The following is a 25978-nucleotide window of genomic DNA, read 5'->3' as shown; positions in this document are numbered from 1 at the left end:
CATCCCTTCGCGAAACGCGAAGGGTCACCGCCCTCCTCTCTAGAATCCGCCGATGCCCACCCCCATCAACCCCGCGCGCGTCGACTTCGTGACGCTGCGCCTCTTCTGCGCCGTGGCCCAGTCGGGCAGCATCACCAAGGGCGCGGAGGCATGCCACCTCGCGCTGTCGGCGGCGAGCCGGCGGCTTTCGGACTTCGAGGCGGCAACGGGATCGAAGCTGCTCGAACGCAGTTCCCAGGGCATTGCGCTCACGCCAGCGGGACATGTGGCGATGCAGCACGCGATGCGGCTGTTCCAGGGCTTCGAGCAATTCAGCAACGAGCTCAACGACTATTCGAGCGGCGTACGCGGCCACGTGCGGCTGTGGGCCAACATGTCGGCGCTGACGGAGTTCCTGCCCACCACGCTCGCCACCTTTCTCGCGCAGCATCCCGACATCCGCGTCGAGGTCGAGGAGCAGTTGAGCGGCGACATCGTGCGCGCGCTGGTCGATGGCCTGGCCGACGTCGGCGTGTTCGCGGAGAACACGCCCGCCTACGGCCTCGACGTCGCGCCCTTCCAGACCGACGAGCTGGTGGTGCTTTGCGCAAGGCAGCATCCGCTGGCCCGCGCGCGCGTCAAGCAGGTCGACTTCAAGACCTGCCTCGCGCACGAGTTCGTGGGGCTGAACCGCAGCAGCTCGCTGCTGGAACTCACATCGCGCGCCGCCGAGCAGGCCGGCGTTCCGATGCGGCTGCGCGTGCAGGTGCGCAGCTTCGACGCGATGTGCCACATGATCGCGGCCAACCTCGGCATCGGCGTGGTGCCGCTGGCTGCGTGCAAGGCGCAGGTGGCGGCGCTCGATCTGAAGGTCGTGCGGCTCAAGGATGCGTGGGCCACGCGGCGATTGCTGATGGCGACGAAGACGGGAGCGTCCTCTCCCCGGCTGCGCAGCTGCTGGCCGAACACCTCCTGCGCCAGGCCGGACCATGATGGCGATGGCGATGCCGCTCATAACCAAAGACTGACTTGCCGCGCAATGCCGCAGCGGCCAGACTTTGCACATGGCCTCGTTCCCGCATTCATGACCACCGGCAAACCTGCACGACTCCTCTCCGCCGTTCCTTCCACGTTGCGGATTCCCCTTGCCGCACGGGCCTCGGGCGATGCGATCTTTCCGCAGATGGCCGTGCGGGACGCATACGCCGCGGGCATCCTGGAGCAGATCCGCGACGACGGCCACGCGCTGCCGGAAGACCGGACGACCATCTACTGCATCCTCTCCCGCACGCGCCGCTTCCGCAGCCTGGCCCAGGACTTCCTCAAGGAGCATCCCGGCGGACGCGTGGTGAACATGGGTTGCGGCCTGAGCCACTACTTCCAGTGGCTGGACGATGGCAAGGCCCGCATGACCGACGCCGACCTGCCCGAGGTGCTCGAGCTGCGCCGCGACCTGATCCCCGAGATCAACGAACGCCACGACCTGCGCGAACTCGACCTGACCGCGCCCGACTGGTGGGAGCGGCTGGACCTGCCGCGCAAGCGCAGAGCCGCGCCCGTGTTCCTGTTCACCGAAGGCGTGCTGATGTACCTGAAGCCCGAGCAGGTGCAGGCGGTGCTCGCCACCTTCGGCGAACGCGCGCCCGCGGGCTCGATGCTGGTCTTCGATGCCATGTGCTGGCTCGGGGTGGGGCGTGGAAGGCAGCACCCTTCGGTGCGCGCCACCGGCGCGGAGTTCAACTGGGGAATCCGCCGGTCGTCCGAGCTGACGCAGCCTCACCGGCGCCTGCGGCTTGCCTCCACCTACCGCGTGCTGGAGGGCATCGGCCCGGCCTATACGCTGTTCGCGCCGATGGTCATGCTGTTTCTCGGCGTGTCGCTGTATGCGCTCTACGCGCTGGAGGCGACGGACAGTGTCGATACATAAACGCACAATTTCGTGAATTGCCGGCTTTGTCCGGCCCGGCTTGCGCTGCATGACTGACGCGATGCGGCCTGGGCCCCGGTCAAGCTTGCCGGCGTTGCCCGGTCGCGGAAAATGCGCTGTCGTTCCCGTCGCTCCTCTCCTTCCCCCTCCATCAAGATTCGCAACCCTCAAGAACCACATGCTTGATCGCCGATCCTTCCTTGCCGCCGGCGGAGCCGCTGCCGCACTCGCCGCCCTCGGATTGCCCGAAGAGGCACTGGCCGCCAACGGCCTGCAGCTGAGCCAGCCCGCGCCCTTCTCCTTCGATGCGCTGGTCGCACAAGCGAAGTCGCTCGCCGCGAGGCCGTACGCGGCCGCGGCACCGCTGGCGCCCGAGGTGCTCGACCGCATCGACTACGACGCGCACGGCAAGATCAAATTCGACCCCGCCAACGCCCTGTTCCGCGACGGGCCCGGCGCGTTCCCGGTCACCTTCTTCCACCTCGGCCGCTACTTCCAGACGCCGGTTCGCATGCACGTGCTCGAGAACACCGACGGCGATGCCTTCGCCCGCGAGGTGCTCTACAGCCCCACCTACTTCTCGATGCCGCCCGACAGCCCCGCGCGCGCGCTGCCGCCTGGGGCGGGCTTCGCGGGCTTTCGCCTGCAGGAGAGCCGGCTGGGCGACCAGGCCAAGCTCGACTGGCAGAAGAACGACTGGGTCGCGTTCCTCGGCGCCTCCTACTTCCGCGCCATCGGCGAGCTCTACCAGTACGGGCTGTCGGCGCGCGGCATCGCGCTCGACGTGGCGGTGCCCGACAAGCCGGAGGAATTTCCGAGCTTCACGCGCTTCTACTTCGAGACGCCGGCCGCGAACAACACCACCTCGATGACGGTCTACGCGCTGCTCGAAGGGCCGAGCGTGACGGGCGTGTTCAAGTTCGTCATGCAGCGCACCAAGGCCGTGATCATGGACATCGACGCGCGCATGTTCCTGCGCCGCGACGTGTCGCGGCTGGGCCTCGTGCCGCTCACGTCGATGTACTGGTACTCCGAAACCATCAAGCCCACTGCCATCGACTGGCGCCCCGAGGTGCACGACTCCGACGGCCTCGCGATCTGGAACGGCGCGGGCGAGCGCATCTGGCGCCCGCTCAACAACCCGACGCAGACGCGTGCATCCGCGTTCGCGGACACCAAGCCGCGTGGCTTCGGCCTGCTGCAGCGCGACCGCTCGTTCGACCATTACCAGGACGGCGTGGGCTACGAGAAGCGCCCGAGCCTGTGGATCGAGCCACTGGGCGATTGGGGCGAAGGCTCGGTGCAACTCATCGAGATTCCGACCGACGACGAGATCCACGACAACGTCGTCGCCTTCTGGGTGCCGAAGGCCGATGCCAAGGCGGGCGCGAGCTACAGCCTGCAGTACCGGCTGCACTGGACTGACCAGGAGCCGTTTCCGTCGCCGCTCGCGCGCTGCATGGCAACGCGCATCGGCCGCGGCGGGCAACCGGGCCAGCCGCGGCCGCAGGGCGTGCGCAAGTTCATGGTCGAGTTCGTCGGCCAGCCTCTGACCACCGTGCCTTTCGGCGTGAAGCCCGAGGTGGTGCTGACGGCGGCGCGCGGCAAGTTCTCATACATCTTCGCCGAGGCCGTGCCCAACGGCGTGCCGGGCCATTGGCGTGCGCAGTTCGACTTCACGCCTGAAGGCAATGAGCCGGTCGATATGCGGCTCTACCTGAAGACGGGGGACAAGACGCTTACGGAAACCTGGCTGTATCAGTATCAGCCGGGGGTCTGAAATACGGGCGGGGCTTTTGTTTGGGGCGCCGTTCGCTGTTGTTCAGGGTGCGTGCGCAGGCCACCGGGTGCTCCCCTCCGCGAATGTCCCCCGCTTCGCTCCTCCTTTATTTCGCTGCGGGGAGCACCCGGTGCCCTGCGCACAGGGCACGCTGCTGATGTGCGGCCGATCAACGAGTGCTCTGAACGATCACGCCGTCGGCGTGATCACGCCCTGAAGAGAGCAGCGCAGAGCCCTGGGGTCAGCGCTTGCTAACCGACACCAGTTCCACTTCGAAGTTGAGCGTGGCATTCGGCGGGATCACGCCACCCGCGCCGCGCGAACCGTAGGCGATCGACGGCGGGCAGGTCAGCTTGGCCTTGCCACCCGGCTTCATCTTCTGCACGCCTTCGGTCCAGCACGGGATCACGCCGTTGAGCGGGAACTCCGTGGGTTCGCCGCGCTTGTAGGAGCTGTCGAACTCCTTGCCGGTGTCGGGGAAGGTGCCGCGGTAGTGCACCTTGACCACGTCGGTCGCGGCGGGCGAGGCACCGGTGCCTTCCTTGAGCGACTGGTAGACCAGGCCGCTGGGCGTGGTCACCGGCGCGGATTGCGCGAAGGCAGCGGGAGCGGCGAGAAGGGACACGAGTGCGGCGCAGAGAAGAGACTTCACGAAAGACCTCGGAGGTTGAAAGTCGTCGATTATGGCCAGCGGCCGGCCGGGCCTGTAAGTGGATATTCGGGACCGATGCGCGCGTTGGAACAGCCCTTGCTTTGCTGAATGTGCACTGTCAACATCCACGAAGAGAGGAAGCCGCATGAACACCACCGCAGCCACCAGCCCGGGCACGACGCCCGCCCACTCAGGCACCGGTCACCTCAAGAAAGTGCTCGGTCCCGTCCAGCTCTGGGGCATCGCGGTGGGCCTCGTCATCTCGGGTGAATACTTTGGTTGGAGCTACGGCTGGAACACGGCCGGCACGCTCGGCTTCCTCGTCGCCACGGTGCTGGTGGCCACGATGTACACCACCTTCATCTTCAGCTTCACCGAACTGTCGACCGCCATCCCGCATGCGGGCGGGCCCTTCGCCTATGCGCGGCGCGCCTTCGGTCCGAACGGCGGCTTCGTCGCGGGTTTTGCCACGCTGATTGAATTCGTCTTCGCGCCGCCGGCCATCGCGCTGGCCATCGGCGCATACCTCAACGTGCAGTTTCCAGGCATCAACCCGAAGTGGTTCGCGCTGGGCGCGTACGTGATCTTCATCGGGCTCAACTGGATCGGCGTGGGCATCGCGGCCGCCTTCGAGCTGTTCGTGACGGTGCTCGCCATCGTGGAACTGCTGGTGTTCATGGGCGTGGTCACGCCGGGCTGGACCATGGCCAACTTCGTGGCCAACGGCTGGGCCGGCGGCAGCGTGCTCAATGGCGCGGCCATCTCGGGCATCTTCGCCTCCATTCCGTTCGCGATCTGGTTCTTCCTCGCCATCGAGGGCGCGGCCATGGCGGCCGAAGAAGCGCGCGATCCGCACCGCACCATTCCCATCGCCTACACCACGGGCATCGTCACGCTGGTGGTGCTGGCCTTCGGCGTGATGATCTTCGCGGGCGGCGTGGGCGACTGGCGCAAGCTCGCCAACATCAACGACCCGCTGCCACAAGCCATGAAGGCGGTGGTGGGCGACAACAGCGGCTGGCTGCACATGCTGGTGTGGATCGGGCTGTTCGGGCTGATCGCCTCGTTCCACGGAATCATCATGGGCTACTCGCGCCAGATCTTCGCGCTGGCGCGCGCGGGCTACCTCCCGCGCTACTTCGCCGGCCTGAGCCCGCGCTTCGACACGCCGCACCGCGCGCTGCTGGCCGGCGGCGTGATCGGCGTGGCCGCGATCTTCAGCGACGAGTGGGTGCAGTTCGGCGGCCAGACGCTCACCGCCAACATCGTGACCATGGCCGTGCTCGGCGCCATCGTGATGTACCTGATCTCGATGGCCGCGCTGTTCAAGCTGCGCCGCTCCGAGCCCCACCTGCTGCGCACCTACCGCGCGCCCTTCTACCCCGTGTTCCCGGCCATTGCGCTTGGGCTCGGCGTTGTGTGCCTGGGCGCAATGGTGTGGTTCAACGGCATGCTCACGCTGCTGTTCATCGTGCTGATGGCAGCGGCGTACGGCTACTTCCTGCTGACCTCGGCGCAGCGCAAGGCGGCCGCGCCCGACGAGATGCTGTCTTCCTCGAAGACCGCCGCCTGACTGATGCTGTACCGCACCACCATCGACAGCCATGTCTTCGCCTTCGACGACTTGCGGCAGGTCATGGCCTTCGCGAGCCCGGCGCGTTCGGGCGACTACCTCGCGGGCATCGGCGCGGCCACCGCGCAGCAGCGCATGGCCGCGCGCCACGTGCTGGCCGAGACGCCGCTCAGGCAGTTCCTGACCGAAGCGCTGATTCCGTACGAGAGCGACAACATCACGCGCCTCATCATCGACGGCCACGATGCGCAGGCCTTCGCGCCGGTCGCGCATCTCACGGTCGGCGACTTCCGCAACTGGCTGCTGTCCGAAGCGGCCACCACCGCCACGCTCGCCACGCTGGCGCCAGGCCTCACGCCCGAGATGGTCGCGGCCGTGTCCAAGCTCATGCGCAACCAGGACCTGGTGTCGGTCGCGAAGAAGTGCAGCGTGGTCACGCGCTTTCGCGACACCATCGGGCTGACCGGCCACCTTGCCGTTCGCCTGCAGCCCAACCACCCGACCGACGACCTGCGCGGCGTGGCGGCCTCCACGCTCGACGGGCTGCTCTACGGTGCGGGCGATGCGGTGATCGGCCTCAATCCGGCTTCCGACAGCATGCCCGTGCTGGGCCAGTTGCTTCGCATGCTCGACGAGGTGATCCAGCGCTTCGAGATTCCCACGCAGAGCTGCGTGCTCACGCATGTGACCAACACACTCAAGCTTGCCGAGGCCGGCGCGCCGGTGGACCTGGTGTTCCAGTCGATAGCGGGCACCGAGAAGGCCAACCTCTCGTTCGGCGTGACGCCCGAACTGCTCGACGAGGCCTATGCCGCGGCGTTGTCGCTCAAGCGCGGCACCATCGGCAACAACGTCATGTACTTCGAGACCGGCCAAGGCAGCGCGCTCTCGGCCAATGCCAACTTCGGTGTCGACCAGCAGACCTGCGAGGCGCGCGCCTACGCGCTGGCGCGGCGCTACAAGCCCTTCCTCATCAACACGGTGGTTGGCTTCATCGGGCCGGAGTACCTGTACGACGGCAAGCAGATCATCCGCGCCGGACTCGAAGACCACTTCTGCGGCAAGCTGCTGGGCCTGCCCATCGGCTGCGACATCTGCTACACCAACCATGCCGAGGCCGACCAGGACGATATGGACACGCTGCTCGTGCTGCTGGGCACTGCGGGCATCAACTTCATCATGGGCATTCCGGGCGCGGATGACGTGATGCTCAACTACCAGAGCACTTCATTCCACGACGCGCTGTTCCTGCGCGAAACGCTGGGCCTGAAGCGCGCGCCCGAGTTCGAGGCGTGGCTGCAGCGCATGCAGATCACCAACGCGGCAGGGCAACTGGCGCCGCCTGCTGCCAATCGGCTGCTGGCCGACATGAGCGGGCTGTCCGCGCTCGCGTCATGAGCGATTCACCGGTCACACCCAACCCGTGGGCGCAATGGCGCTCGGCCACGCCCGCGCGGCTGGCGCTGGGCCGCGCCGGCGCCGGCCTGCCGACCGACGAGACGCTGCGCTTCGGCTGGGCGCATGCAATGGCACGCGATGCGATCCATGCCGCGCTCGACGTCGATGCACTCGAAGCCGCCTTGCGATCGCAGCACTGGGAGGTGGCGCGCGCACGCAGCCGTGCAGCGGATCGCACCGAATACCTGCGCCGCCCCGACCTCGGCCGTCAACTCGACGAGGACGACGCCACGCGCCTGCTCGTCGACGGCCGCTACGGCTGCGATGTCTGCGTCGTGATCGGCGACGGCCTCTCGTCGCTCGCTGTCGCCCGCCATGCGGCGCCGCTGCTGGCCGCATTGCGCTCGCACCTGCCAGCCGACACGAGCTTCGCCCCGGTGGTCATTGCCACGCAGGCGCGCGTGGCGCTGGCCGACGAGGTGGGCGAGCTGTTCGGCGCGGCCCTCTCGGTCATGCTGATCGGCGAGCGCCCCGGCCTGAGCTCGCCCGACAGCCTCGGCATCTACCTGACGCATTCGCCCAAGCGCGGCCGGCACGATGCCGAGCGCAACTGCATCTCCAACGTGCGGCCCGAAGGCCTGTCTTATGAAACCGCCGCGTTCAAGCTTGCGTGGTTGATGCGCGAATCCCTGCGCCGCGGGCTGACCGGCGTCGGGCTCAAGGACGAGAGCGATCTCGCCGTGCTGAAGCCTCCCGGTGCGGTGAGGCTGGGGCTGCCCGGATAGGCGGCCTTCCAATTCCCGGCATGTTGAAGCTGGCGTGGAGATCGGCAGGAGGCAAGCGCGAGCTCGTGCGCCGGGTGGCGGCGTTCATCGAACAGCAGCACGCACGCATCCGCGCCTAGGCGAACCGCCGCGCTGGCACGGCTGATGCGTAGGTCGACGCGGAAGTGTCACGGGCGCCGCATACGCTCGGCGCCTCCCATCCACACCGCACAACAACAGGGAACGCATGCAACGCCGCCTCATTCTCCTTACCCCCCTCGCCACCGCGCTCGTCGCCACCGGCTGCGCCAGCCTCTCGCCCGCCAAGGGCTTGTCGCCCGGCCACTGGGACGCCTTCAACCGCGCGCAGATCGAAGGCCTGATCGCCGGTCTCGGCAAGGACAGCCCCGGCTACAACGCCGCCAGGCCGCCCTACGTCGTGTTCGACTGGGACAACACCAGCGTCTTCCTCGACATCGAGGAAGCCTCGCTGATCTACCAGCTCGAGAACCTGGTGTTCGGCGCCACGCCCGCGCAGCTCGAGGTGGCATTGCGCAAGAACATCCCGAAGAAAGACTTCCTCCCGCCGTTCAACAACGCGGCCGGCGGGCCGGTCAACATCGACCTGGTGGTGCCCGACATCGTGGCCAGCTACACCTGGCTCTATCAGAACTACGCCGGCCTCAAGGGCAGCCAGCCGCTGGCGGCCGTGAAGCTGAATCCGCACTACATCGCGTTCACCACCAAGGTGCGCTATCTCTACGAAGCCATCGGCGACACCTTCGACCACGACACGGCCTATCCGTGGGTGACCTATCTCTTCGCCGGCATGACCGAAGCGCAGGTGCGCAAGCTCACGGCCGACACGGTGGCATGGCAGCTGAAGGAGCCGGTCGCCAAGGTCAAGTGGACTTCGCCCGCCGCACTGCCGGGCCGCGCGGGCGTGGTGTCGGTGAGCTGGAAGAACGGCCTGCGCCTGCAGCCCGAAATGCAGGCGCTGTACGCTGCCTTCCGCAACGCGGGCTTCGACGTGTGGGTGTGCTCGGCGTCGTTCGTCGATGTCATCAAGGAGATTTCGTCGAACCCCGCCTTCGGCTACAACAACCCGCCCGAGCGCGTGCTCGCAATGGAGCTGGAGCGCGATGCCAATGGCGTGATCCAGCCCGAGTTCCGCCGCGGCTACGACCAGACGCAGGGCCCGGGCAAGACGAAGAACATCCAGCGCTTCCTCGTCGCCAAGTACGGCTACGGCCCGAGCTTCGTGGCCGGCGACAGCGAAGGCGACCAGAACATGATGGCCGACTTCGCCGACACGAAGAAGGTGCTGATCGTGAACCGCCTGCGCGATCCGAAGACCGACATCGGCAAGTTCTCGGCCATTGCGGTGCAGAACTACGGCAAGGCCGACACGCGCTACCTGCTGCAGGGGCGCAACGACAACACCGGCGAGTGGGTGCCGTCGCAATTGCACACGCCGCTGGGCGCGACGCAGGGCAAGGCACTCAAGTAGGAGAGGGGGCGGTTCCACGCCTGCGGTGCGGCTTGCCTATGATGGCTCCATCAAAGCAACCCGCACCGGAGACAACATGGCCGCAGAGCGCTACCCCCTCGCCGAACTGAAAGACCTGCCCGAAGACATCCGCACCGCGATCCTCGCCGTGCAGGAAAAGGCGGGCTTCGTGCCCAACGTGTTCCTCGCTCTCGCACGTCGGCCGGCCGAGTGGCGTGCCTTCTTTGCGTACCACGATGCGCTGATGCTCAAGGAAGAAGGCTCGCTCACCAAGGGCGACCGCGAGATGATCGTCACCACCACCAGCGCGGCCAACAAGTGCCTGTACTGCGTGGTGGCGCATGGCGCGCTGCTGCGCATCTACGAGAAGAAGCCGCTGGTGGCCGACCAAGTGGCGGTGAACTACCGCAAGGCCGACATCACTCCGCGCCAGCGCGCCATGCTCGACTTCGCGATGAAGGTCCGCGACCGCTCGCACGAGATCGACGACAGCGACTTCCCGCCGCTGCACGCGCACGGCTTCGACGACGAGGACATCTGGGACATCGCGGCCATCACCGCCTTCTTCGGCCTGAGCAACCGGCTGGCCAGCTTCAGCGGCATGCAGCCGAACACAGAGTTCTTCCTGATGGGGCGGCTGCCGCGCGAGAAGAAGTAGTCCGATCCCCTCAGCCCTTGCCGCGGCAAGAAGCCAGCGCATCCAGCGCCGGCTTGTAGGTCGGCGTGGTCACGTCCATCACGCCCAGCACCGTGTGGTACAGGTTGTCGTGCGTGAGCGGCGTGTCGAGCCCCGCTTCCATGCACGAACGCGAGAGCTTGCGCCGTTGGCTCATGCCTTCGCTGAACCACGTGACCATCGGCACGTGCTTCTGCGCCTCCGGCGCGAAGCTGTACGGCACGCCGTGCAGGAACAGGCCATATTCGCCGAGCGACTCGCCGTGGTCGCTCACGTACAGCATCGCCGGTTCGTACTGCTTCGATTGGGCCTTGAGCCAGTCGATGGTCTGGCCGAGGAAGCGGTCGGTCTGCACGATCGAGTTGTCGTACACGTTCATGAGCTCGGCGTGGCCGCACTCGGCCAGTGCATTGGTCTTGCACTCGGGCAGGAAGCGCTTCACGTCGGGCGCCGATCGCTTGTAGTAGGCCGGGCCGTGACTGCCCATCTGGTGCATCACCAGCACGACGCCCTTGGCGCGGCGCTCGGCCGGCAGCGCGGCGATGCGCTCATCGAGGCCCTTGAGCATCACGTCGTCGAGGCATTCGTCGCCGTCGCACAGCGCCTTCTTGGTGGGGGCATCGAGGCCGTCGAAGGCCGATGCGTTCGGCACGCGGACGCACACACCCTTGCAGCCGGCCTGGTTGTCGAGCCAGAACACGGCCAGGCCCGCGGCCTGCAGCACGTCGACCAGCGTCTCGTAGTCGTCCTTGCGCGATTCGTAGCCTTCCTTGCCCAGCGGCGAGAACATGCACGGCACTGAGGCCAGCGTGTTGGTGCCGCAGGAATGCACCTCGCGGTAGCTCAGCACGCCGCGCCTGGCGAGTTCGGGCGTGGTGTCGCGCGCATAGCCGTTGAGTGCGAAGTGGTCGGCGCGAGCCGTCTCGCCCACCACCACCACGAACAGCGGCGGCTTGGTCTGGGCCGCATAGCTGGCGCCCAGCGCCGTGCCGGCGGTGATCGGAATCAACTTGCCGCTGCGCCTGAACAGCGGCTTGATGAACAGCGAGCCGGTGGAATAGAGGGTCGCGATGGGGTTCATCATGTAGCGCAGATGAATGTTGTTGCGCATCAGCGGCGCCAGCTCGCGGTTCATGGACACGGCCGCACCCAGCGCGACGAGCACCGACAGCAGCAGCAGCGCGGCGTTGCGCCAGAGCTTCGACAGAATGCGCATCGGCGTGACACGCACCCGCCACAGCAGCCAGGCCGCGGGCAGGACGACCACGCCGACGTTGAAGGCCATGCGCCAGCTCAGCAGGTCGCGCGCCTCGTTCGGATCGGTCTGCAGCGCGTTGGCGATCATGGTCGGGTCCATCACCACGCGGTACTGGAGCATGTAGTGCTGGACCACCGCGGCCAGCACGACCACGGCAAGCCACAGGGGCTTCATCCAGCGCGACCAGGCGGTCAACGACAGCATGGCCGCTGAGCCGCACAGCGTGAGCAGGCTCATGGCCATGATGGTGGACATGTAGGTGCTCGGCGCGCCGCCGATGCGGGCCAGCTCGTTCCACAGCGGCCAGTTGGTCGTCAGTACGAGGTAAAGGCTAAGCCACAGGACGAGCACGGCGGGCGAACGCGGCTGCTCCAGCCACAGGTTGAAGCGCTCCCACGACGAGCCGGAGGCTTGTGGGTACGGCGTTTGGGATTCAGAAGTGCCCGCCCGCTGCAGTGGTGCGGGTTCGATTCGCGAAACAGACATGCGGCGAATGTAGCGAGTCCGCCTGAAGCGAGCCTGAATTGCCCCTTCAGTCGGTGTTCAGGCTGGCCCGGCGCAGTCGCATTTTCGCGCGCCTGCGTGCCGCGAGCGCGCCGCCAGCGGCCAGGCTCAGCGGCCGGCTGACGCCGCGCTCCACGATGATCGACACCACTGCGCCCAGCATTGCCGCCGCCACGATGTCGGAAGGGAAATGCAGGCCCAGGAACACCCGGCTCCAGGCCACCGCAATGGCCACCAGCAGCGCCGCCAGCATGGGTGCGCGAGAAGGCAGGAACCAGAGCGAAAAGGCGGCGGCAAAGGTTCCGGCCGCATGCAGGCTCGGAAAGCCGGGCCGCACGCCCTGGGGCACCCACTGGATGCCAAGGCCATAGAACGCGGGCCGGGGAACCGGCACCAGCGTGCGGATCATGTTCACGATCAGCCACACGGCCAGCACGCTCACCAGCACCGTGAACAGCGCATGGCGCCAGCGTCGGCTGAACAGCGCGCAGACCCCGATGGCGAGCGTCAGCAGGGCCGGCAGCAGGTTGGAGGAGAACTCGGCGACACGCAGGCTCCACGCCGGCACCGAAGGGTCCGCGTTGATCAGCCTGAACAGTGCGAAATCAAGATCCTGCATGTGCGGGCATCGCCGGCTTCAGCGTGCGCGAGTTGAAGCGAGTCACCGCGACCTCGATGGCGAAGCCCACCACCCAGCAGACCCAGGCGGTCCAGAGGGTGTGGCTCATGTAGTGGGCGCCGCGCAGTTGCTGCGACGCACCCAGCATGAACCCCGCAACCACGGACACCCCCAGCCAGATCACCGCCGCGCGCGGCGACACCCGGCGAAGCACGAAGTACCCGCCCACGTAGGCAAAGGCTGCTGACGCATGGCCGGCAGGGAAACACCCGCCCGGCCCGCCATCGTTGACACCCCACGACCAGTGCGACACATACCGTGCAGCACCGCCGAACTCCTGCAGGTCCCACGGGCAGCTGGTCTGGCTGGCATGCTTGAGCACGCTGACGGCGATTACCGAGGCCAGCACCGTGAGCGCCAGCTGGGCGCGCCCCCCGGTACTCAGGCGGCGCAGGAAGCCGAACGGCCACCGGATCGCGGCGAACAGCGCGATCACGAGCGCCCAGCTCAGATTCCGGGCGCCCTCATGCATCACATGAACCATGATAGGGTTGTCGCGCAAGGGAAAACCCATGTGCGAACCCGCCATGCGCGCCAGCGCCAAGTCTGCCCCCGTCGCGTCCCATGCCATCAGTGCAACCAATGCAAGAAGGGTCAGTACCCCCAGGCGAAATAGCGGGAAACGTGTCATGAACGAAGGCGGGACTGAAAAACAGACGCGAGCCTACGTTCGCGGAATGAACCCAGCCTGAAGCAAGATGAACCGAACCTGACTGGCAGGCCCCGTGCAACCGGGCAGCGCTAGACTCCATTTTTTGTTGGAAGGACATGGCGTGCGCATATTGCTGGTCGAAGATGACACTGCGTTGGCAGATGCCGTCTGCAGCTACCTGCTGGCCAAGGCCTTCGTGGTCGACGTGGCTTCGAGTCTGGCCGATGCCCGCGGCGCCCTGCTTTCGGTGCAATACGCGGCTGTGCTGCTCGACCTGCACCTGGGCGACGGCGACGGCCTCTCGCTGCTGCCGCAGGTGCGCGCCCTGCCCGAGCGCCCCATCGTCATCGTGCTGACGGCACGCGACCAGGTGACCGACCGCATCCGCGGCCTGGACGCCGGCGCCGACGACTACCTCATCAAGCCCTATGACCCGGCCGAGCTGCTGGCGCGCCTGCGCGCGGTCGAGCGCCGCCGCAGCGCGAGCAGCTCGCCGGTGCTGCAGCTCGGCACGCTGGAGATCGACCTGGCGCACGACATGGTGCGCAAGGACGGCTCGCCGATCACGCTGACGCAGAAGGAATGGGCGCTGCTGCGCGTCATGGCCACGCGCCCCGAGCGCATCCACACGCGCGAGAACCTTGCCGATGCGCTGTACGGCTTCGGCGACGAGGCCGACAGCAACACGCTCGAGGTCTTCATCAGCCGCCTGCGGCGCAAGCTGGGGCGCAACCACATCCAGACGCTGCGCGGCCTTGGCTATCGCCTGTCGTTCTCGGCGGACGACGACGAATGAGCCTGAACAAGCTCGTGGCCGGCCGCGACACGCTCGCGGGCCGGCTGACCCGCACGCTGATCCTTTGGGTCGGCGGCGTGTGGCTGCTGTGCGTGTTCGCCGTGGTCTGGTATGTGGACCGCGAGATCAACCACAACTTCGACAACGAAATGGTCGAGGTTTCGCACCGCATGTTCGCGATGGCCGTGCAGGAACTGGAAAGGCTGCAGCAACCCGGGCAGGAGCCGCCGCGCGAACCGCTGATCGCGCCCAAGCAGCTGTTCTCCGAAGACGCGGTGATCTACCAGATCGTCGACCTGCACGAGCACGTGCTGCTGCGCTCCGCCGAAGCGCCTGCGGACACCTTCGACGTGCCGCTGGCCGCCGGCTTCGCGAACAATCCGAGCTGGCGCATCTACACCGTGCGCCATCCGGCGCTGGGCCTGTTCCTCCAGGTGGCGGACCCGCTCGACGAACGCCGCCATGCCCTCAACCGCACGCTCTTCGGCCTGATCATTCCGCTCGGCGCGGTGCTGCCGCTGCTCGCGCTGGTGCTGCGCAACGTGGCGCGCGCCGAACTGCGGGCGCTGCAAGAGCTGGCGGGCGAGATCGAGAAACGCAGCGGCGCCGACCTGAGCCCGATCGCCCTGCCCGGCCTGCCGAGGGAGTTGCGCACCGTCGGCGACCACGTCAACCGGCTGCTGGAGCGGCTGGCGCACTCGCTCGACGTGGAGCGCGCCCTGGCGGCCAACGCCGCGCACGAACTGCGCACACCGCTTGCCGCCGCCCGCCTGCGGCTGCAGACCGCGCTCGAACACGACCTGCAGCGCAACGACGTGCAGGCCGCGCTCGATGCGCTGCGCGCCCTCAGCCACCGCACCGAGAAGCTGCTGCAGCTGTCGCGCGCGGAATCCGGCGCTTCGCTCACGCGCACCCGGGTCGACCTTGTGCAGCTCGCCGGCGCCGTGGCGCAGGACTTCTGGCAAGACCCGCGCAACACCGAGCGCCTCGTGCTCAAGGTACCCGACAGCGCCATGCCGCTGGCCCTCGGCGACTTCGATGCACTTGCGATCGCGCTGCGCAACCTGGTGGAGAACGCGCTGCGCTACGGGGGTGGCCGCGTCGTCGTCGAGGTGATGACGCCCTGCACCCTTGCCGTGCGGGACTTCGGCCCTGGCGTGCAGCCCGCGCAGCTCGAAACCCTGCGCGAGCGCCACGTGCGCCACAGCTCAGACCGCGCCGGCTACGGCCTGGGCATCTCGATCGTGGGCATCATCGTCGAGAAGCACGCCGCGAAGCTCGACCTCTCGTCGCCGCCGGCGGGCGCGGCGCATGGCTTCGAAGCTCGCATCGTGCTGCAGCCGGCCTGAGCTGCGTCAGCGGCTCCTGCTCAGTCGCTCACCAGCGTGCGCAGCCAGTCGGGCAGCGCCAGCGCCTTCTGCTTCGGGAAGTCGACCCAGATGGTGGTTGCGCCGCCGGCCGCGCAGATGACGCCGGGTTCTTCCTCGCGCGCCATCGTGGCCCAGCTTTCGAAGGTGGTACGGCCGGGGTCGCTCACGTACATCTTGAGCAGCACGCTGCCCGGGTACTCGATCTGGCGGTAGAAATTGCAGAAGGCATTGACGATCACCATGCCCTCGCCGCCCGGCTCGGGCTCGAAGCCGATGGAATGCATCCAGTCGATGCGGGCGGTTTCGAGATAGCGGAAGTAGGTGCCGTTGTTCAGGTGGCCCATGGCGTCCATGTCGCCCCAGCGGATCGGGATCGACGTTTCATAGACGAGCTTCTTCTTTTCGGGGATTTCGATTCTCATCGGTCTACCTTGCCCGCGGACTCAGAGCGCGAAGCCGTCGTCGGCCGCAATGACGGCACCGTTCACGAAATGGCTCTCGCCGCTGGCCAGCAGCACGATCAGGCCGTCCAGGTCCTCGGGCTTGCCCACGCGCTTGCGCGGCAGCATGCCGACCAGCCTGGCGCCTGCCTCGGTGGTCCAGTGCTCCTCGTTGAGTTCGGTCGCGATGTAGCCCGGGCACAGCGCGTTCACGTTGATGCCGAAGCGGCCCCATTCGAGCGCCATGGCCTTGGTCATCTGTACCACCGCGGCCTTGCTCATGCAATAGGTGCCGATCTGCGGCATGACCTTGAGCGCCGCCGACGAGGCGATGTTGATGATCCGCCCGCCGATGTAGGTGCCCGGTGCCGTGCCCGTGGCGCGCGCCAGCATGCGCTTGCCGACTTCCTGCGCGACGAAGAAGGAGCCCTTCACGTTGGTGTCGAAGATGTAGTCGTAGTCGTCGGTCGTCACGTCCTGCAGGCGCTGCGTGGTGCTCACGCCCGAGTTGTTGACCAGGATGTCGATGGGGCCGACCTCGGTTTCCGCGCGCGCGACCGCGGCCTTGATGCTGCCGATGTCGGTCACGTCGAGCTCGACCACGTGGGCGTCGCCGCCCTCGCCTTCGATGCGTGCGCGCAGCTCCTTGAGCTTCTCGACGCGGCGGCTGGCCAGCACCACGGCGGCACCGGCACGGGCGAGGGTTTTCGCGAACTGGGCGCCGAGCCCGCTGGAGGCGCCGGTGACGAAGGCCACGCGGCCGGAAAGATCGATGCTGTAAGCCATGAACTGGATCCCGTGGAGTCGCGCAGGTAACGAAACGGACCCGTCCGCAAGTGACACGGACCGTCCGCGGACGCCGCATAAAATGCCCCGCGCCTCGAAAAATCATTATCGACCCAACCCACATGACCCACGACGAAATCCTCGCCCAGTTCGGCCCTCGCGAAGCCATGGAATACGACGTGGTCGTGGTCGGCGGCGGCCCGGCCGGCCTCTCGACCGCGATCCGGCTCAAGCAGTTGGCCGCGCAGCACGAGAAAGAAATCTCGGTCGTGGTGCTCGAAAAGGGCTCGGAGCCCGGCGCGCACATCCTCTCGGGCGCCATCATGGACCCGCGCGCACTCAACGAGCTGCTGCCCGACTGGGAGGAACTCGGCGCGCCGCTCAACCAGCCCGTGACCGACGACGCGATGGTGTTCCTCGGCGAGAAGTCGGGCCTGCGCACCCCCAACCTGTTCCTGCCGGCCTGCTTCCAGAACCACGGCAACTACATCATCAGCCTCGGCGCCTTCACCAAGTGGCTGGCGCAGCAGGCCGAGAACATGGGCGTCGAGATCTTCCCCGGCTTCCCCGCAGCGGAAGTGCTCTACAACGAAGACGGCTCGGTGCGCGGCGTGGCCACCGGCAACATGGGCGTGGGCAAGGACGGCGAGCCCACCGAGAACTTCCAGCTCGGCATGGAGCTGCTAGGCAAGTACACCGTGTTCGCCGAAGGCGCGCGCGGCCACCTCGGCCGCCAGCTCATCGCGAAGTACAAGCTCGACGCCGGCAAGGACCCGCAGACCTACGGCCTCGGCGTCAAGGAAGTGTGGGAGATCGACCCCAAGCGCCACCAGCCCGGCTTCGTGCTGCACACCGCAGGCTGGCCGATGAAGAGCGACACCTACGGCGGCGCCTTCCTCTATCACATGGAGGACAACAAGGTCACCATGGGCTTCATCACCGGCCTGGACTACAGCAACCCCTACCTGAGCCCGTTCGAGGAAATGCAGCGCTGGAAGCTGCACCCCAACATCCGCTGGTACCTCGAAGGCGACGAGGCCAAGGGCATCAAGCCGGCCAAGCGCATCGGCTACGGCGCGCGCGCCATCACGGCCGGTGGCCTGATGTCGCTGCCCAAGACGGTGTTCCCGGGTGGCGCGCTGGTCGGCTGCGAAGCCGGCTACCTGAACGTGAGCCGCATCAAGGGCAGCCATGCCGCCATCAAGACCGGCATGCTGTGCGCCGAAGCCGCCTTCGAGGCGGTGCAGGCCGGCCGCCAGCATGACGAACTCACGGCCTATCCGGCCGCGTTCGAGAAGAGCTGGCTGTACGCCGAGCTGAACAAGGCGCGCAACTTCAAGGCCTGGTTCAAGAAGGGCCTGGGTATCGCAACCTTCATGAACGGCATCGAGCAGTGGCTGCTCAAGGGCCACATTCCATGGACGCTGCGCCGCAACAAGCCCGACCACCTCTACCTGAAGCCCGCCTCGGAGTGCAAGCCCATCGTCTATCCGAAGCCGGACGGCAAGCTCACCTTCGACCGCCTCTCCAGCGTGTTCATCAGCAACACCAACCATGAAGAGCAGCAGCCGGCCCACCTGACGCTGAAGGACGCGACGGTGCCGGTCAACATCAACCTCGCCAAGTTCGCCGGCCCCGAGAGCCGCTACTGCCCGGCCGGCGTGTACGAGTTCGTGGGCACCGAGGACGGCAAGCAGCGCCTGCAGATCAATGCGCAGAACTGCGTGCACTGCAAGACCTGCGACATCAAGGACCCGACGCAGAACATCGTGTGGGTCACGCCCGAAGGCGGCGGCGGACCGAACTACGTGGGCATGTAAGGCCTCCTTGCTTTGTCGGCGAGCCCTCTTCGGAGGGCTTTTTCATTTCCGCCCCCGCCGTGCTTCGTGTTGCCGGAGCCTCGCGTATTCTGGCGGCTCACAGGAGACAAAACCCATGCACATCGTCATCACCGGCGGCGCCGGTTTTCTGGGCGCTCGCCTCGCCCGCACGCTGTTGAAGCGAGGCACCCTCTCGCTGGCCGGAGCACCGGCCCGGCCGATCGAGCGCATCACACTGGTCGACCGCGTGCGCGCGCCCGCCGACCTCGCAGCCGATGCGCGCATCGCCACCGTGACGGGCGACCTCAACGCGCAACTCTCGCCCGATGCAGACGCGGCCGTCTGGCGCGAAGCCGATGCCATCTTCCACCTGGCCGCGGCCGTGAGCGGCGAATGCGAGGCCGACTTCGACCTCGGCATGCGCAGCAATTTCGCAGCCACGCACGCGTTGCTCGAACGGGTGCGTGCGCTCGGCACGAAGCCGGTGCTGGTGTTCGCCAGCTCGCTCGCGGTGTTCGGCGATTCGCCCGAGCAGCCGCTGCCGAAGGTCATCGAAGACCACACGCTGCCCACGCCTCAGACCAGCTACGGCATCCAGAAATTCATCGGCGAGCAGCTGGTGGCCGACTTCACGCGCAAGGGCTTCGTGCGCGGGCGCAGCGTGCGGCTCATGACGGTGAGCGTGCGCCCGGGCAAGCCCAACGGCGCGGCCTCGGGCTTCTTCAGCGGCATGATCCGCGAGCCGCTGGCCGGCCTGCGCGCGGCCTGCCCCGTGCCCGACGAAACGCCTGTCGCCATTGCGTCACCCGCGCGCACCATCGAAGGCATCATCCGCGCCGCCGAGGCCAGCGATGCGCAGTGGGGCCCGCGCACCGCGCTCAACCTGCCGTCGCTGGCCACCACCGTCGGCGAGATGGCCGCGGCGCTGGAGCGCGTGGCCGGCAAGGCCGCCACCGCCCTGCTCGATCGCACGCCCGACCCGGCGATCATGCGCATCGTGAAGACTTGGCCCGGCCGCATCGAGACCGTGCGCGCCAAGGCGCTGGGCCTTGGCTGCGACGAGAGCTTCGAGACGGTCATTCGCGAGTACGTCCGTGAAAATCCCGACGCGGTGAAGCTCCCCGGTGTTGCATAGTCGAGGTCAAGCGCGCCTGACGCGCTCCTGACCCCAACTCCCCGGAGACACCATGAAATTCGGCCCCATCGCCGCCGCCTGCCTTTCGCTCGCCCTGAGTTCGGTCGCCTTCGCGCAGACGACCATGAAGATCAGCATCTCGACGGCACAGAACTCCCACCAGGGCGTGGCCATCGACACCTTCGCCAAGGAAGTCGAGAAGCGCACGGGGGGCCGCTACAAGGTGCAGACCTTCTACAACGGCTCGCTGGGCGGCGAGCGCGAGTCGATCGAGGCGGTGCAGCTGGGCACGCAGGAACTGGCCTTCTCCTCGACCGGCCCGGTGCCCAACTTCGTGCCCGAGACCAAGATCCTCGACGTGCCCTTCCTGTTCCGCGACAAGGCCCATGCGCGCGCTGTGCTCGACGGCCCCATCGGACAGGACCTGCTGACCAAGTTCGACGCCAAGGGCTTCAAGGCGCTGGCCTGGGCCGAGAACGGCTTTCGCCACATGACCAACAGCAAGCGCGACGTGAAGGCCCCCGAAGACCTCAAGGGCCTGAAGATGCGCACCATGGAGAACCCGGTGCACATCGCGGCCTACAAGGGCTTCGGCATCATCACCACGCCGATGGCCTTCCCCGAGGTGTTCACCGCGCTGCAGCAGGGCACGGTCGACGGCCAGGAGAATCCGCTGCCGGTCATCATCTCGGCCAAGTTCGACCAGGTGCAAAAGCACCTGTCGCTCACGGGCCACGTCTACTCGCCCTGCATCTTCCTGATGAACAAGGCGAGCTTCGACAAGCTCAGCGCCGCCGACAAGCAGGCCTTCCTCGACGCCGCCAAGGAAGGCACCAAGGCCAACCGTGCGCGTGTCGACGAGGACGACGCAAAGGGCGTGGCCGACCTGCGCGCCAAGGGCATGACCGTGATCGACAACGTCGACAAGGCCAAGTTCGTCGCCGCGCTGGCACCGGTGAACGCCCAGTTCGAAAAGGAATTCGGCAAGGCGAATCTCGACAAGATCCGCGACTACAAGTGAAAGAAAAATTCCTCGGCATCGAGCGCTGGACCACCGGCGTCTCGATGGTCCTGGCCTGCGTGATGCTGGTCATTGCATCGGCCCTGGGCGTGTTCCAGATCATCACCCGCTTCGTGCTTGAGCAGCCGGCCGAGTGGAGCGAGATCCTGATCCGCGTGAGCCTCATCTGGATGGTGTTCCTGGGCATCCCGATGGCGTTCCGCCAGGGCGCGATGGTGAGCGTGGACGTGCTCTACCGCTGGAGCCCGCCGCGCGTGCGCCGCGTGCTCGACGCGGTGGTGAGCATTGCGGCGCTGGCCCTGATGCTCGTCATCCTCTGGTGGGGCTGGGACTATGCGATGCGCGGGCGCGTGCAATCGATGGCCGGGCTCGAGAGCCTCTCCATGATGTGGTCCTACCTGGCGCTGCCGGTCGGCTCGCTGTTCTGCCTGTTCGGCATCGTCGGCAATTTTCTCGATCCCAAGCGGCTCGAACTGGAGACCGCGCAATGAGTGTCGTGATGGTTGCAACGATGGTGGTGTGCTTCGCACTGTCGATCTCGGTGGCCGTGTCCATCGGGCTGGCGTCGATCCTGGGCATCCAGGTGGCCAACGCCAACATGCTGATCTCCGTGAAGGAGATGTTCAACGCGATCAACAAGTTTCCGCTGGCGGCCATCCCGTTCTTCATCCTGGCCGGCAACCTGATGGAAACCGGCGGCATCTCGCGCCGGCTGGTCGAGTTCGCCAAGAGCATCGTGGGCGGCGTGCAGGGCGGCCTGCCCATGACCTGCGTGCTCACCTGCATGATCTTCGCGGCGGTGTCGGGCTCGTCGGTGGCCACCACCTTCGCTATCGGCGCCATCCTGATCCCGGCGCTCATCAAGCACGGCTACCCCACGGCGTACGCGGCGGCGCTGCAGGCCACCAGCGCCGAGCTGGGCGTGATCATCCCGCCCTCGATCCCGATGATCCTCTACGGCGTGAGCGCCGAGGTGTCGATCGGCGAGCTGTTCATTGCGGGTTTCGGCCCGGGCATCCTGATCAGCCTGGCGCTCATGCTGTTCGTGTGGGTCTACTGCAAGTGGAAGGGCTGGGGCAAGAACGACGGCGACGGCCGCATGCCCTTCGGCCGCGCGCTGTGGCAGGCCGGCTGGGCGCTGCTGATGCCGGTGATCATCCTGGGCGGCATCTACGGCGGCATCTTCACGCCGACCGAGGCCTCGGCGGTGGCGGTGTTCTACGCGCTGGTGGTGGGCATAGTGATCTACCGCGAGATCAAGCTGCAGGACCTGTACGCGATCCTGCGCAAGTCGGTGCTGTCGTCGGCGGTGATCATGTTCATCATCGCCAACGCGGGGCTGTTCGCGTTCCTGATCACGCGCGCAGGCGTGCCCGACGCCATCGGCCACTGGCTGCAGGAAGTGCTGAAGTCGCCCGCGATGTTCCTGCTGGGCGTGAACGCTGCGCTGTTCATCATCGGCATGTTCATCGAGACCAGTGCGGCCATCATCGTGCTCGCGCCTATCCTGGCGCCGGTGGCAGTGCACTTCGGCATCGACCCGGTGCACTTCGGGCTGATCATGGTGGTGAACCTCGCGCTGGGCATGATCACCCCGCCCTTCGGCGTGAACCTGTTCGCGGCCTGCACGGTGGCCCGCATATCGCTGGACCGGATCGTGAAATACCTGGTGCCCTTCGTGCTGGTGATCCTGGCCTGCCTGATGGTGATCACCTACGTGCCGTGGATCTCGCTCGCGTTGCGGGACCTGGTCTACGCCAGGTAGCCGTTGCAACGGTTCACGAAGATGTCACCACTTGCAGCGATGCTTCGGCATTCGACTCCCCAAAGCTGTGGCTGCCATGTTTCCCACCAAGACCGACAAGGCGCGCGACGAACTCCAGGCCGGGCAGCGCACGCTCAGCCAGCGCGAGCGCGCGCTGCTGCTGATGGCCGACGGCCGGCGCTCGTTGACCGACTTCAGCGCGCTGTTCCCCGACCGGCGTGAAGCCGAACTGGCGATCCAGGCGCTGGTGCAGCGGGGCTATCTGCAGAACCCGCAGGCCGCGGGCGCACCGGCACCCGCCCAGCCCGCGCCGATCCCCGCCGACGAACCGATCCGCCTCCCCACCTCGGCCGATACCTTCGACGGCAAGCGCTCGCTTGCCACCACGCGCATGTTCCTGTTCGACATCTGCGAGCGAATGTTCGTGCGGCGCGACCCGAAGTTCGCGCTGCAGATGCGCGATGCCCTGCGAGAAGCCCGCGACCGCGAGGCCATGCTGACCATCGCCGCGCTGATGCTGACCGAGATCGAGAAAACCGCCGGGGTGGAGCGAGCCGAATCGCTGCGCGAGCGCATCGACCGGCTGCTGCCGCCGGCTGAAATCGTTCATTGAAGAGCGCACCACGGGCGCAAATCCGGCCTGTGACACCATCGCGAGGTGGACTCCACCCCTGAAAAACCGCCCCTATCCGCCCGGCTCCGAGCCTGGGCCCGGCGCGTCAAGCGCGACGGCGTCACGCTGTGGTTCGCCGGCCGGCATGCCTCCACCCCGTGGTATGCCAAGGCACTGGGCATGTTCGTGGTCGCCTACGCGCTCAGCCCGATCGACCTCATTCCCGACTTCATCCCGGTCCTGGGCTACCTCGACGACGTTCTCCTGCTGCCGGGGCTGATCTGGCTGGCGATCCGGCTGATTCCGCCGCCGGTGCTCGCGGAGTGCCGCCGGCAAGCCGACGACTGGATGCAGAAGTCGGGGGCCAGGCCGACCAGCCGGTATGGCGCCGCGCTTGTCGTGGCCGTGTGGATCGCCGTCGGCGTCGCGGCATGGCGCCTGTGGTCGCGATAGGGTGAAGGGCAAGTCCGAGGCTGCGGGCCGCGCGATCCACTACACTCGCCGGGTCAGGAGAGAGCCCCGCATGCCGGGGCCGCCGAAGGCGCAGGGGATTCCCGAACGCTCAGGCAAAAGGACTGACAAGGCACTGGTGAACACCGGTGCTTCCTTGCTGGAGAGAGGCCGTTGCCAAGTAACGGCCCACCGAAGGAGCAAACCCCGATCGTGGGGCGAATCTCTCAGGCAAGCAAGCTGTCCGATACAGTCCATCCCCGTCCAACCCCGTCCAAAAATCCTCTACGTTTCCCTCTGTGGGAAAGCACTTGGGAGTACTACGTTTCACGATCTATAGGATTGAATCGGTCGTATTGGGGGGTACTTTCTGGGGCTCTTTCTCCTTGCCGGGGGCAAGGGGGCATCTCGTCCTGTTGGCCGGTGACGCGCCATTGAATCCACGCAATCTCCCGACGCCGCGCCCCTGGCGTTTCGCAGATGTGGTCCCTTCAGTCAGGTCCAGTTGCAACGACTGCAATCGGCTACGCTAGCGATATACAGCAAGGAAATCAACCCATGGTCGAAGCACAGAAGGCTAGGCAGGACCTTACCGTCAAGGGGGAGTCCGTCGAACGCATCTTCGGGAACTACCAAGCTTGGCGGTACATCGTGAATCGTCGGTACCAGCGCAAGCTGGTCTGGTCGCTCGAGGAGAAGCGCAGCTTCATCGACTCGATCATCAACGGATACCCGGTGCCCATCGTGCTCCTAGCCGAGCGCAAGGCGACAGGCGCCGGCCCCACCCAATTCGAAATCATTGATGGCATGCAACGCTTGAATGCGGTCTTTGGGTACATCGAAAACGAGTACGGCGTAGACGGGCGCTTTTTCGACCTGAACACGATGGCTGAAACGAAGGCTCTCTTGGATGCAGGAAAGCTTGTGCAGCGTGAGCCCCTTCTTTCCCGAGACGCATGTGTGCAGATTGCCTCGTATACCGTGCCGCTTTCGATCTACGAGTTCGCCGGAGATGGAGACGTGGACGAGGTTTTTCGTCGAATCAACTCGGGAGGTCGGAAGCTCTCGCGGCAAGAACTTCGAATTGCGGGCTCGACCGGTCACTTTGCTCAAGCGGTTCGCTACATCGCCGCCAAGGTGCGAGGCGACGTTTCGGCCTCGGATGAACTGCCGCTGAACGAGATGAAAAAAATCTCGATCACCAACCGAGAGCTGCCTTACGGCATCGACGTGGACGAGGTCTTCTGGATCAAGCAAGGCGTCCTGACCAAGGAACAAGTGCGGGAGTCGAGGGATGAGGAAATCATCGCCGACATCTTGGCGTTCATGCTTCTGGAGCCGAAACCGCCGTCGCGCAGCGAGGTACTTGATGACTTCTTCGGATACAGCGAGGGAGAACCGCAGCAACAGAGGCACGCGCAAATCGAGTTGGCCACTCAGAAAATCACGACCGAAGTTGCTACGGCGGACTTTCAACGGGTTCTGGATCAGCTCAAGATAACCCTCAATCGATCTGGCCGCACGCTGGGTCAATTGCTGCTGGGTGACCAGCCACCGAGGGCGCCGCGGTATTTTCAGGTGGTTTTCCTCGCGCTTCACAAGCTGATGGTGGTTCAGAACCAAGAGGTTGTTGATCAGGATCAGCTGGCCAAGCTGTTGGACGGCAGTGGGAAGCAGATCCAAGTGCCGGAGGGTGGCCGTTGGGGAGCGGAGGACCGAGCCAATCTGGTGAACGGAGCCGCGGGTGTCTATGGCCCCGCTTTCGGCCCCGCCAAGGCCTACGATCCGGCTCAGGTGCGTTGGATCACGCAGATGGAAAACATCCTCACGCAGTCGTATACGGAGCAAGCGGCCTACGATTTCAAGCAGGGGTTCCTTCGACTTGACGGCAAACACACTTTTGATGAGGACAGCTTCGACAAAATCCTGAAAACGCTGGCTGGCATTGCCAACATCCGAAAGGGAGTGCGCGGATACGTTCTTGTTGGCGTCGCCGACACCGGCGCCGATGCGGAACGGGTGACACAACTCTACGGAGTAGACGCCAAGCCATTTGAGAGATTCTTTATCACCGGCGTTGAGCACGAGGCAAAGGCGCTGGGCCGCTCGCTCGATGATCTATTCATGGAGCTGACTTCGCGAATCAAGAGGTCGGCGCTGTCTGAACCGTTGAGAGACTATGTTGCTCGCAACGTGAAGTCGGTTCGCTACTATGACAAGACCGTTTATGTCTTTGAGGCCCAGGCGCAGGAAGAGCCCTCGAACTTCAATAACGTCTTCTATGTGCGGCATGGGAACCAACTGGCGGAGGTGCCGGCCGCCCAGTATGGAGAGCTATTCAAGCGCTTCTTAGCGGGGATGTAGCCGCCCACAAACGAGGCTTCTTGGACGCGTTCGTGTATCGAGGCATCCTTCACCAAGTGCGCGAGC

At 66.2% G+C, this 25978-nt stretch carries 23 protein-coding genes, 1 pseudogene and 2 riboswitches; of the genes and pseudogenes, 18 read left to right on the top strand and 6 right to left on the bottom strand.

Features of this window, described 5'->3' with window-relative positions; all coding sequences use genetic code 11:
* The first annotated feature begins 52 nt into the window (after positions 1 to 52).
* The 3 genes and pseudogenes from ASC92_RS27195 (at position 53) to ASC92_RS27185 (ending at position 3686) form a co-directional block, all read left to right on the top strand.
* Positions 53 to 972: pseudogene (locus tag ASC92_RS27195) on the top strand (LysR substrate-binding domain-containing protein).
* Positions 973 to 1063: 91 nt separating this feature from the next.
* A complete protein-coding gene (locus ASC92_RS27190; RefSeq protein ID WP_056522745.1) occupies positions 1064 to 1906 on the top strand; it encodes a class I SAM-dependent methyltransferase in 843 nt (280 codons plus the stop codon).
* Between the two features lie 178 nt (positions 1907 to 2084).
* A complete protein-coding gene (locus ASC92_RS27185; protein ID WP_056522407.1) occupies positions 2085 to 3686 on the top strand; it encodes a glucan biosynthesis protein in 1602 nt (533 codons plus the stop codon).
* 241 nt (positions 3687 to 3927) lie between these two features.
* Here the strand turns inward: ASC92_RS27185 and ASC92_RS27180 are convergent, their stop codons facing one another.
* On the bottom strand, positions 3928 to 4338 hold the full coding sequence (locus ASC92_RS27180; protein WP_056522404.1) for an FKBP-type peptidyl-prolyl cis-trans isomerase: 411 nt from the start codon (positions 4336 to 4338) through the stop codon (positions 3928 to 3930).
* 145 nt (positions 4339 to 4483) lie between these two features.
* Between ASC92_RS27180 and eat the strand changes: the two genes are divergently transcribed.
* The 5 genes from eat to ASC92_RS27155 all read left to right on the top strand — a co-directional run bounded on the left by eat (position 4484) and on the right by ASC92_RS27155 (position 10241).
* A complete protein-coding gene (gene eat / locus ASC92_RS27175) occupies positions 4484 to 5911 on the top strand; it encodes an ethanolamine permease (protein WP_056522401.1) in 1428 nt (475 codons plus the stop codon).
* Between the two features lie 3 nt (positions 5912 to 5914).
* Complete coding sequence (locus ASC92_RS27170) at positions 5915 to 7309, top strand: ethanolamine ammonia-lyase subunit EutB (RefSeq protein WP_056522399.1); 1395 nt, start codon at positions 5915 to 5917, stop codon at positions 7307 to 7309.
* On the top strand, positions 7306 to 8094 hold the full coding sequence (gene eutC, locus ASC92_RS27165; protein ID WP_056522396.1) for an ethanolamine ammonia-lyase subunit EutC: 789 nt from the start codon (positions 7306 to 7308) through the stop codon (positions 8092 to 8094). Before ASC92_RS27170 ends, eutC begins: the two co-directional genes overlap by 4 nt.
* Positions 8095 to 8320: 226 nt before the next feature.
* Complete coding sequence (locus tag ASC92_RS27160; RefSeq protein ID WP_056522393.1) at positions 8321 to 9583, top strand: HAD family hydrolase; 1263 nt, start codon at positions 8321 to 8323, stop codon at positions 9581 to 9583.
* Between the two features lie 76 nt (positions 9584 to 9659).
* Positions 9660 to 10241 (top strand): peroxidase-related enzyme, encoded by a 582-nt coding sequence (locus tag ASC92_RS27155; protein WP_056522391.1) that lies wholly within the window; start codon positions 9660 to 9662, stop codon positions 10239 to 10241.
* A gap of 10 nt (positions 10242 to 10251) precedes the next feature.
* On the opposite strand, the gene ASC92_RS27150 is transcribed toward ASC92_RS27155, so the two are convergent.
* The 3 genes from ASC92_RS27150 to ASC92_RS27140 are packed head-to-tail and all read right to left on the bottom strand — an operon-like array spanning position 10252 to position 13331.
* Positions 10252 to 12003: a phosphoethanolamine transferase gene (locus tag ASC92_RS27150; RefSeq protein WP_056522388.1), complete on the bottom strand. Its 1752-nt coding sequence runs from the start codon at positions 12001 to 12003 to the stop codon at positions 10252 to 10254.
* A 46-nt stretch (positions 12004 to 12049) separates the two neighbouring features.
* Positions 12050 to 12640 carry a phosphatase PAP2 family protein gene (locus tag ASC92_RS27145; RefSeq protein ID WP_056522385.1) on the bottom strand — a complete coding sequence of 197 codons (591 nt, stop codon included), beginning with the start codon at positions 12638 to 12640 and terminating at the stop codon, positions 12050 to 12052.
* Positions 12627 to 13331, bottom strand: a complete 705-nt coding sequence (locus ASC92_RS27140; RefSeq protein ID WP_056522382.1) for a phosphatase PAP2 family protein — start codon at positions 13329 to 13331, stop codon at positions 12627 to 12629. Before ASC92_RS27140 ends, ASC92_RS27145 begins: the two co-directional genes overlap by 14 nt.
* Positions 13332 to 13473: 142 nt before the next feature.
* On the opposite strand from ASC92_RS27140, the gene ASC92_RS27135 reads away from it, so the two are divergent.
* Positions 13474 to 14148, top strand: coding sequence for a response regulator transcription factor (locus ASC92_RS27135; protein ID WP_007834469.1), 675 nt, complete (start codon positions 13474 to 13476; stop codon positions 14146 to 14148).
* Complete coding sequence (locus ASC92_RS27130; RefSeq protein ID WP_056522379.1) at positions 14145 to 15497, top strand: sensor histidine kinase; 1353 nt, start codon at positions 14145 to 14147, stop codon at positions 15495 to 15497. The genes ASC92_RS27135 and ASC92_RS27130 overlap by 4 nt, the downstream gene beginning before the upstream one ends.
* Positions 15498 to 15517: 20 nt before the next feature.
* Here ASC92_RS27130 and ASC92_RS27125 read toward each other — a convergent pair whose 3' ends face one another.
* On the bottom strand, positions 15518 to 15940 hold the full coding sequence (locus ASC92_RS27125) for an acyl-CoA thioesterase (protein WP_056522377.1): 423 nt from the start codon (positions 15938 to 15940) through the stop codon (positions 15518 to 15520).
* Positions 15941 to 15961: 21 nt separating this feature from the next.
* Complete coding sequence (locus ASC92_RS27120) at positions 15962 to 16744, bottom strand: SDR family oxidoreductase (RefSeq protein WP_056522375.1); 783 nt, start codon at positions 16742 to 16744, stop codon at positions 15962 to 15964.
* Between the two features lie 122 nt (positions 16745 to 16866).
* Here ASC92_RS27120 and ASC92_RS27115 point away from each other — a divergent pair, with 122 nt between their 5' ends.
* From ASC92_RS27115 to ASC92_RS27080, 8 genes are all read left to right on the top strand, one after another.
* Positions 16867 to 18564: an electron transfer flavoprotein-ubiquinone oxidoreductase gene (locus ASC92_RS27115; protein WP_056522371.1), complete on the top strand. Its 1698-nt coding sequence runs from the start codon at positions 16867 to 16869 to the stop codon at positions 18562 to 18564.
* A 115-nt stretch (positions 18565 to 18679) separates the two neighbouring features.
* Positions 18680 to 19699, top strand: a complete 1020-nt coding sequence (denD, locus tag ASC92_RS27110) for a D-erythronate dehydrogenase (RefSeq protein ID WP_056522369.1) — start codon at positions 18680 to 18682, stop codon at positions 19697 to 19699.
* 52 nt (positions 19700 to 19751) lie between these two features.
* On the top strand, positions 19752 to 20720 hold the full coding sequence (locus ASC92_RS27105) for a TRAP transporter substrate-binding protein (protein WP_056522366.1): 969 nt from the start codon (positions 19752 to 19754) through the stop codon (positions 20718 to 20720).
* Positions 20717 to 21211, top strand: coding sequence for a TRAP transporter small permease (locus tag ASC92_RS27100; protein ID WP_056522364.1), 495 nt, complete (start codon positions 20717 to 20719; stop codon positions 21209 to 21211). Before ASC92_RS27105 ends, ASC92_RS27100 begins: the two co-directional genes overlap by 4 nt.
* The gene (locus ASC92_RS27095; RefSeq protein WP_056522361.1) at positions 21208 to 22485 is read left to right on the top strand and encodes a TRAP transporter large permease; all 1278 of its coding nucleotides are present in this window, start codon (positions 21208 to 21210) and stop codon (positions 22483 to 22485) included. The genes ASC92_RS27100 and ASC92_RS27095 overlap by 4 nt, the downstream gene beginning before the upstream one ends.
* A 76-nt stretch (positions 22486 to 22561) precedes the next feature.
* The gene (locus ASC92_RS27090; protein WP_056522358.1) at positions 22562 to 23098 is read left to right on the top strand and encodes a hypothetical protein; all 537 of its coding nucleotides are present in this window, start codon (positions 22562 to 22564) and stop codon (positions 23096 to 23098) included.
* 45 nt (positions 23099 to 23143) lie between these two features.
* Positions 23144 to 23551, top strand: coding sequence for a YkvA family protein (locus tag ASC92_RS27085; protein ID WP_056522356.1), 408 nt, complete (start codon positions 23144 to 23146; stop codon positions 23549 to 23551).
* Positions 23552 to 23595: 44 nt separating this feature from the next.
* Positions 23596 to 23686: riboswitch (glycine riboswitch) on the top strand.
* Between the two features lie 12 nt (positions 23687 to 23698).
* Positions 23699 to 23801: riboswitch (glycine riboswitch) on the top strand.
* A 305-nt stretch (positions 23802 to 24106) separates the two neighbouring features.
* The gene (locus ASC92_RS27080; protein ID WP_056522354.1) at positions 24107 to 25912 is read left to right on the top strand and encodes a DUF262 domain-containing protein; all 1806 of its coding nucleotides are present in this window, start codon (positions 24107 to 24109) and stop codon (positions 25910 to 25912) included.
* Positions 25913 to 25978 lie beyond the last annotated feature (66 nt).

Origin of the sequence: Variovorax sp. Root411, assembly GCF_001425205.1 — a bacterium.
Taxonomy (GTDB): Bacteria; Pseudomonadota; Gammaproteobacteria; order Burkholderiales; family Burkholderiaceae_C; genus Variovorax.
Note: the sequence above shows the minus strand (reverse complement) of the source record. Positions and strands in the feature narration are given on the sequence as shown.

Excerpts from the sequence above, each read along its gene's own strand:
- ASC92_RS27190 (WP_056522745.1), top strand. The coding sequence starts at position 1,064 with ATGACCACCGGCAAACCTGCACGACTCCTCTCCGCCGTTCCTTCCACG.
- ASC92_RS27185 (WP_056522407.1), top strand. The coding sequence starts at position 2,085 with ATGCTTGATCGCCGATCCTTCCTTGCCGCCGGCGGAGCCGCTGCCGCA.
- eat (WP_056522401.1), top strand. The coding sequence starts at position 4,484 with ATGAACACCACCGCAGCCACCAGCCCGGGCACGACGCCCGCCCACTCA.
- ASC92_RS27170 (WP_056522399.1), top strand. The coding sequence starts at position 5,915 with ATGCTGTACCGCACCACCATCGACAGCCATGTCTTCGCCTTCGACGAC.
- eutC (WP_056522396.1), top strand. The coding sequence starts at position 7,306 with ATGAGCGATTCACCGGTCACACCCAACCCGTGGGCGCAATGGCGCTCG.
- ASC92_RS27160 (WP_056522393.1), top strand. The coding sequence starts at position 8,321 with ATGCAACGCCGCCTCATTCTCCTTACCCCCCTCGCCACCGCGCTCGTC.
- ASC92_RS27155 (WP_056522391.1), top strand. The coding sequence starts at position 9,660 with ATGGCCGCAGAGCGCTACCCCCTCGCCGAACTGAAAGACCTGCCCGAA.
- ASC92_RS27150 (WP_056522388.1), bottom strand. The coding sequence starts at position 12,003 with ATGTCTGTTTCGCGAATCGAACCCGCACCACTGCAGCGGGCGGGCACT.
- ASC92_RS27145 (WP_056522385.1), bottom strand. The coding sequence starts at position 12,640 with ATGCAGGATCTTGATTTCGCACTGTTCAGGCTGATCAACGCGGACCCT.
- ASC92_RS27140 (WP_056522382.1), bottom strand. The coding sequence starts at position 13,331 with ATGACACGTTTCCCGCTATTTCGCCTGGGGGTACTGACCCTTCTTGCA.
- ASC92_RS27130 (WP_056522379.1), top strand. The coding sequence starts at position 14,145 with ATGAGCCTGAACAAGCTCGTGGCCGGCCGCGACACGCTCGCGGGCCGG.
- ASC92_RS27125 (WP_056522377.1), bottom strand. The coding sequence starts at position 15,940 with ATGAGAATCGAAATCCCCGAAAAGAAGAAGCTCGTCTATGAAACGTCG.
- ASC92_RS27120 (WP_056522375.1), bottom strand. The coding sequence starts at position 16,744 with ATGGCTTACAGCATCGATCTTTCCGGCCGCGTGGCCTTCGTCACCGGC.
- ASC92_RS27115 (WP_056522371.1), top strand. The coding sequence starts at position 16,867 with ATGACCCACGACGAAATCCTCGCCCAGTTCGGCCCTCGCGAAGCCATG.
- denD (WP_056522369.1), top strand. The coding sequence starts at position 18,680 with ATGCACATCGTCATCACCGGCGGCGCCGGTTTTCTGGGCGCTCGCCTC.
- ASC92_RS27105 (WP_056522366.1), top strand. The coding sequence starts at position 19,752 with ATGAAATTCGGCCCCATCGCCGCCGCCTGCCTTTCGCTCGCCCTGAGT.
- ASC92_RS27095 (WP_056522361.1), top strand. The coding sequence starts at position 21,208 with ATGAGTGTCGTGATGGTTGCAACGATGGTGGTGTGCTTCGCACTGTCG.
- ASC92_RS27090 (WP_056522358.1), top strand. The coding sequence starts at position 22,562 with ATGTTTCCCACCAAGACCGACAAGGCGCGCGACGAACTCCAGGCCGGG.
- ASC92_RS27080 (WP_056522354.1), top strand. The coding sequence starts at position 24,107 with ATGGTCGAAGCACAGAAGGCTAGGCAGGACCTTACCGTCAAGGGGGAG.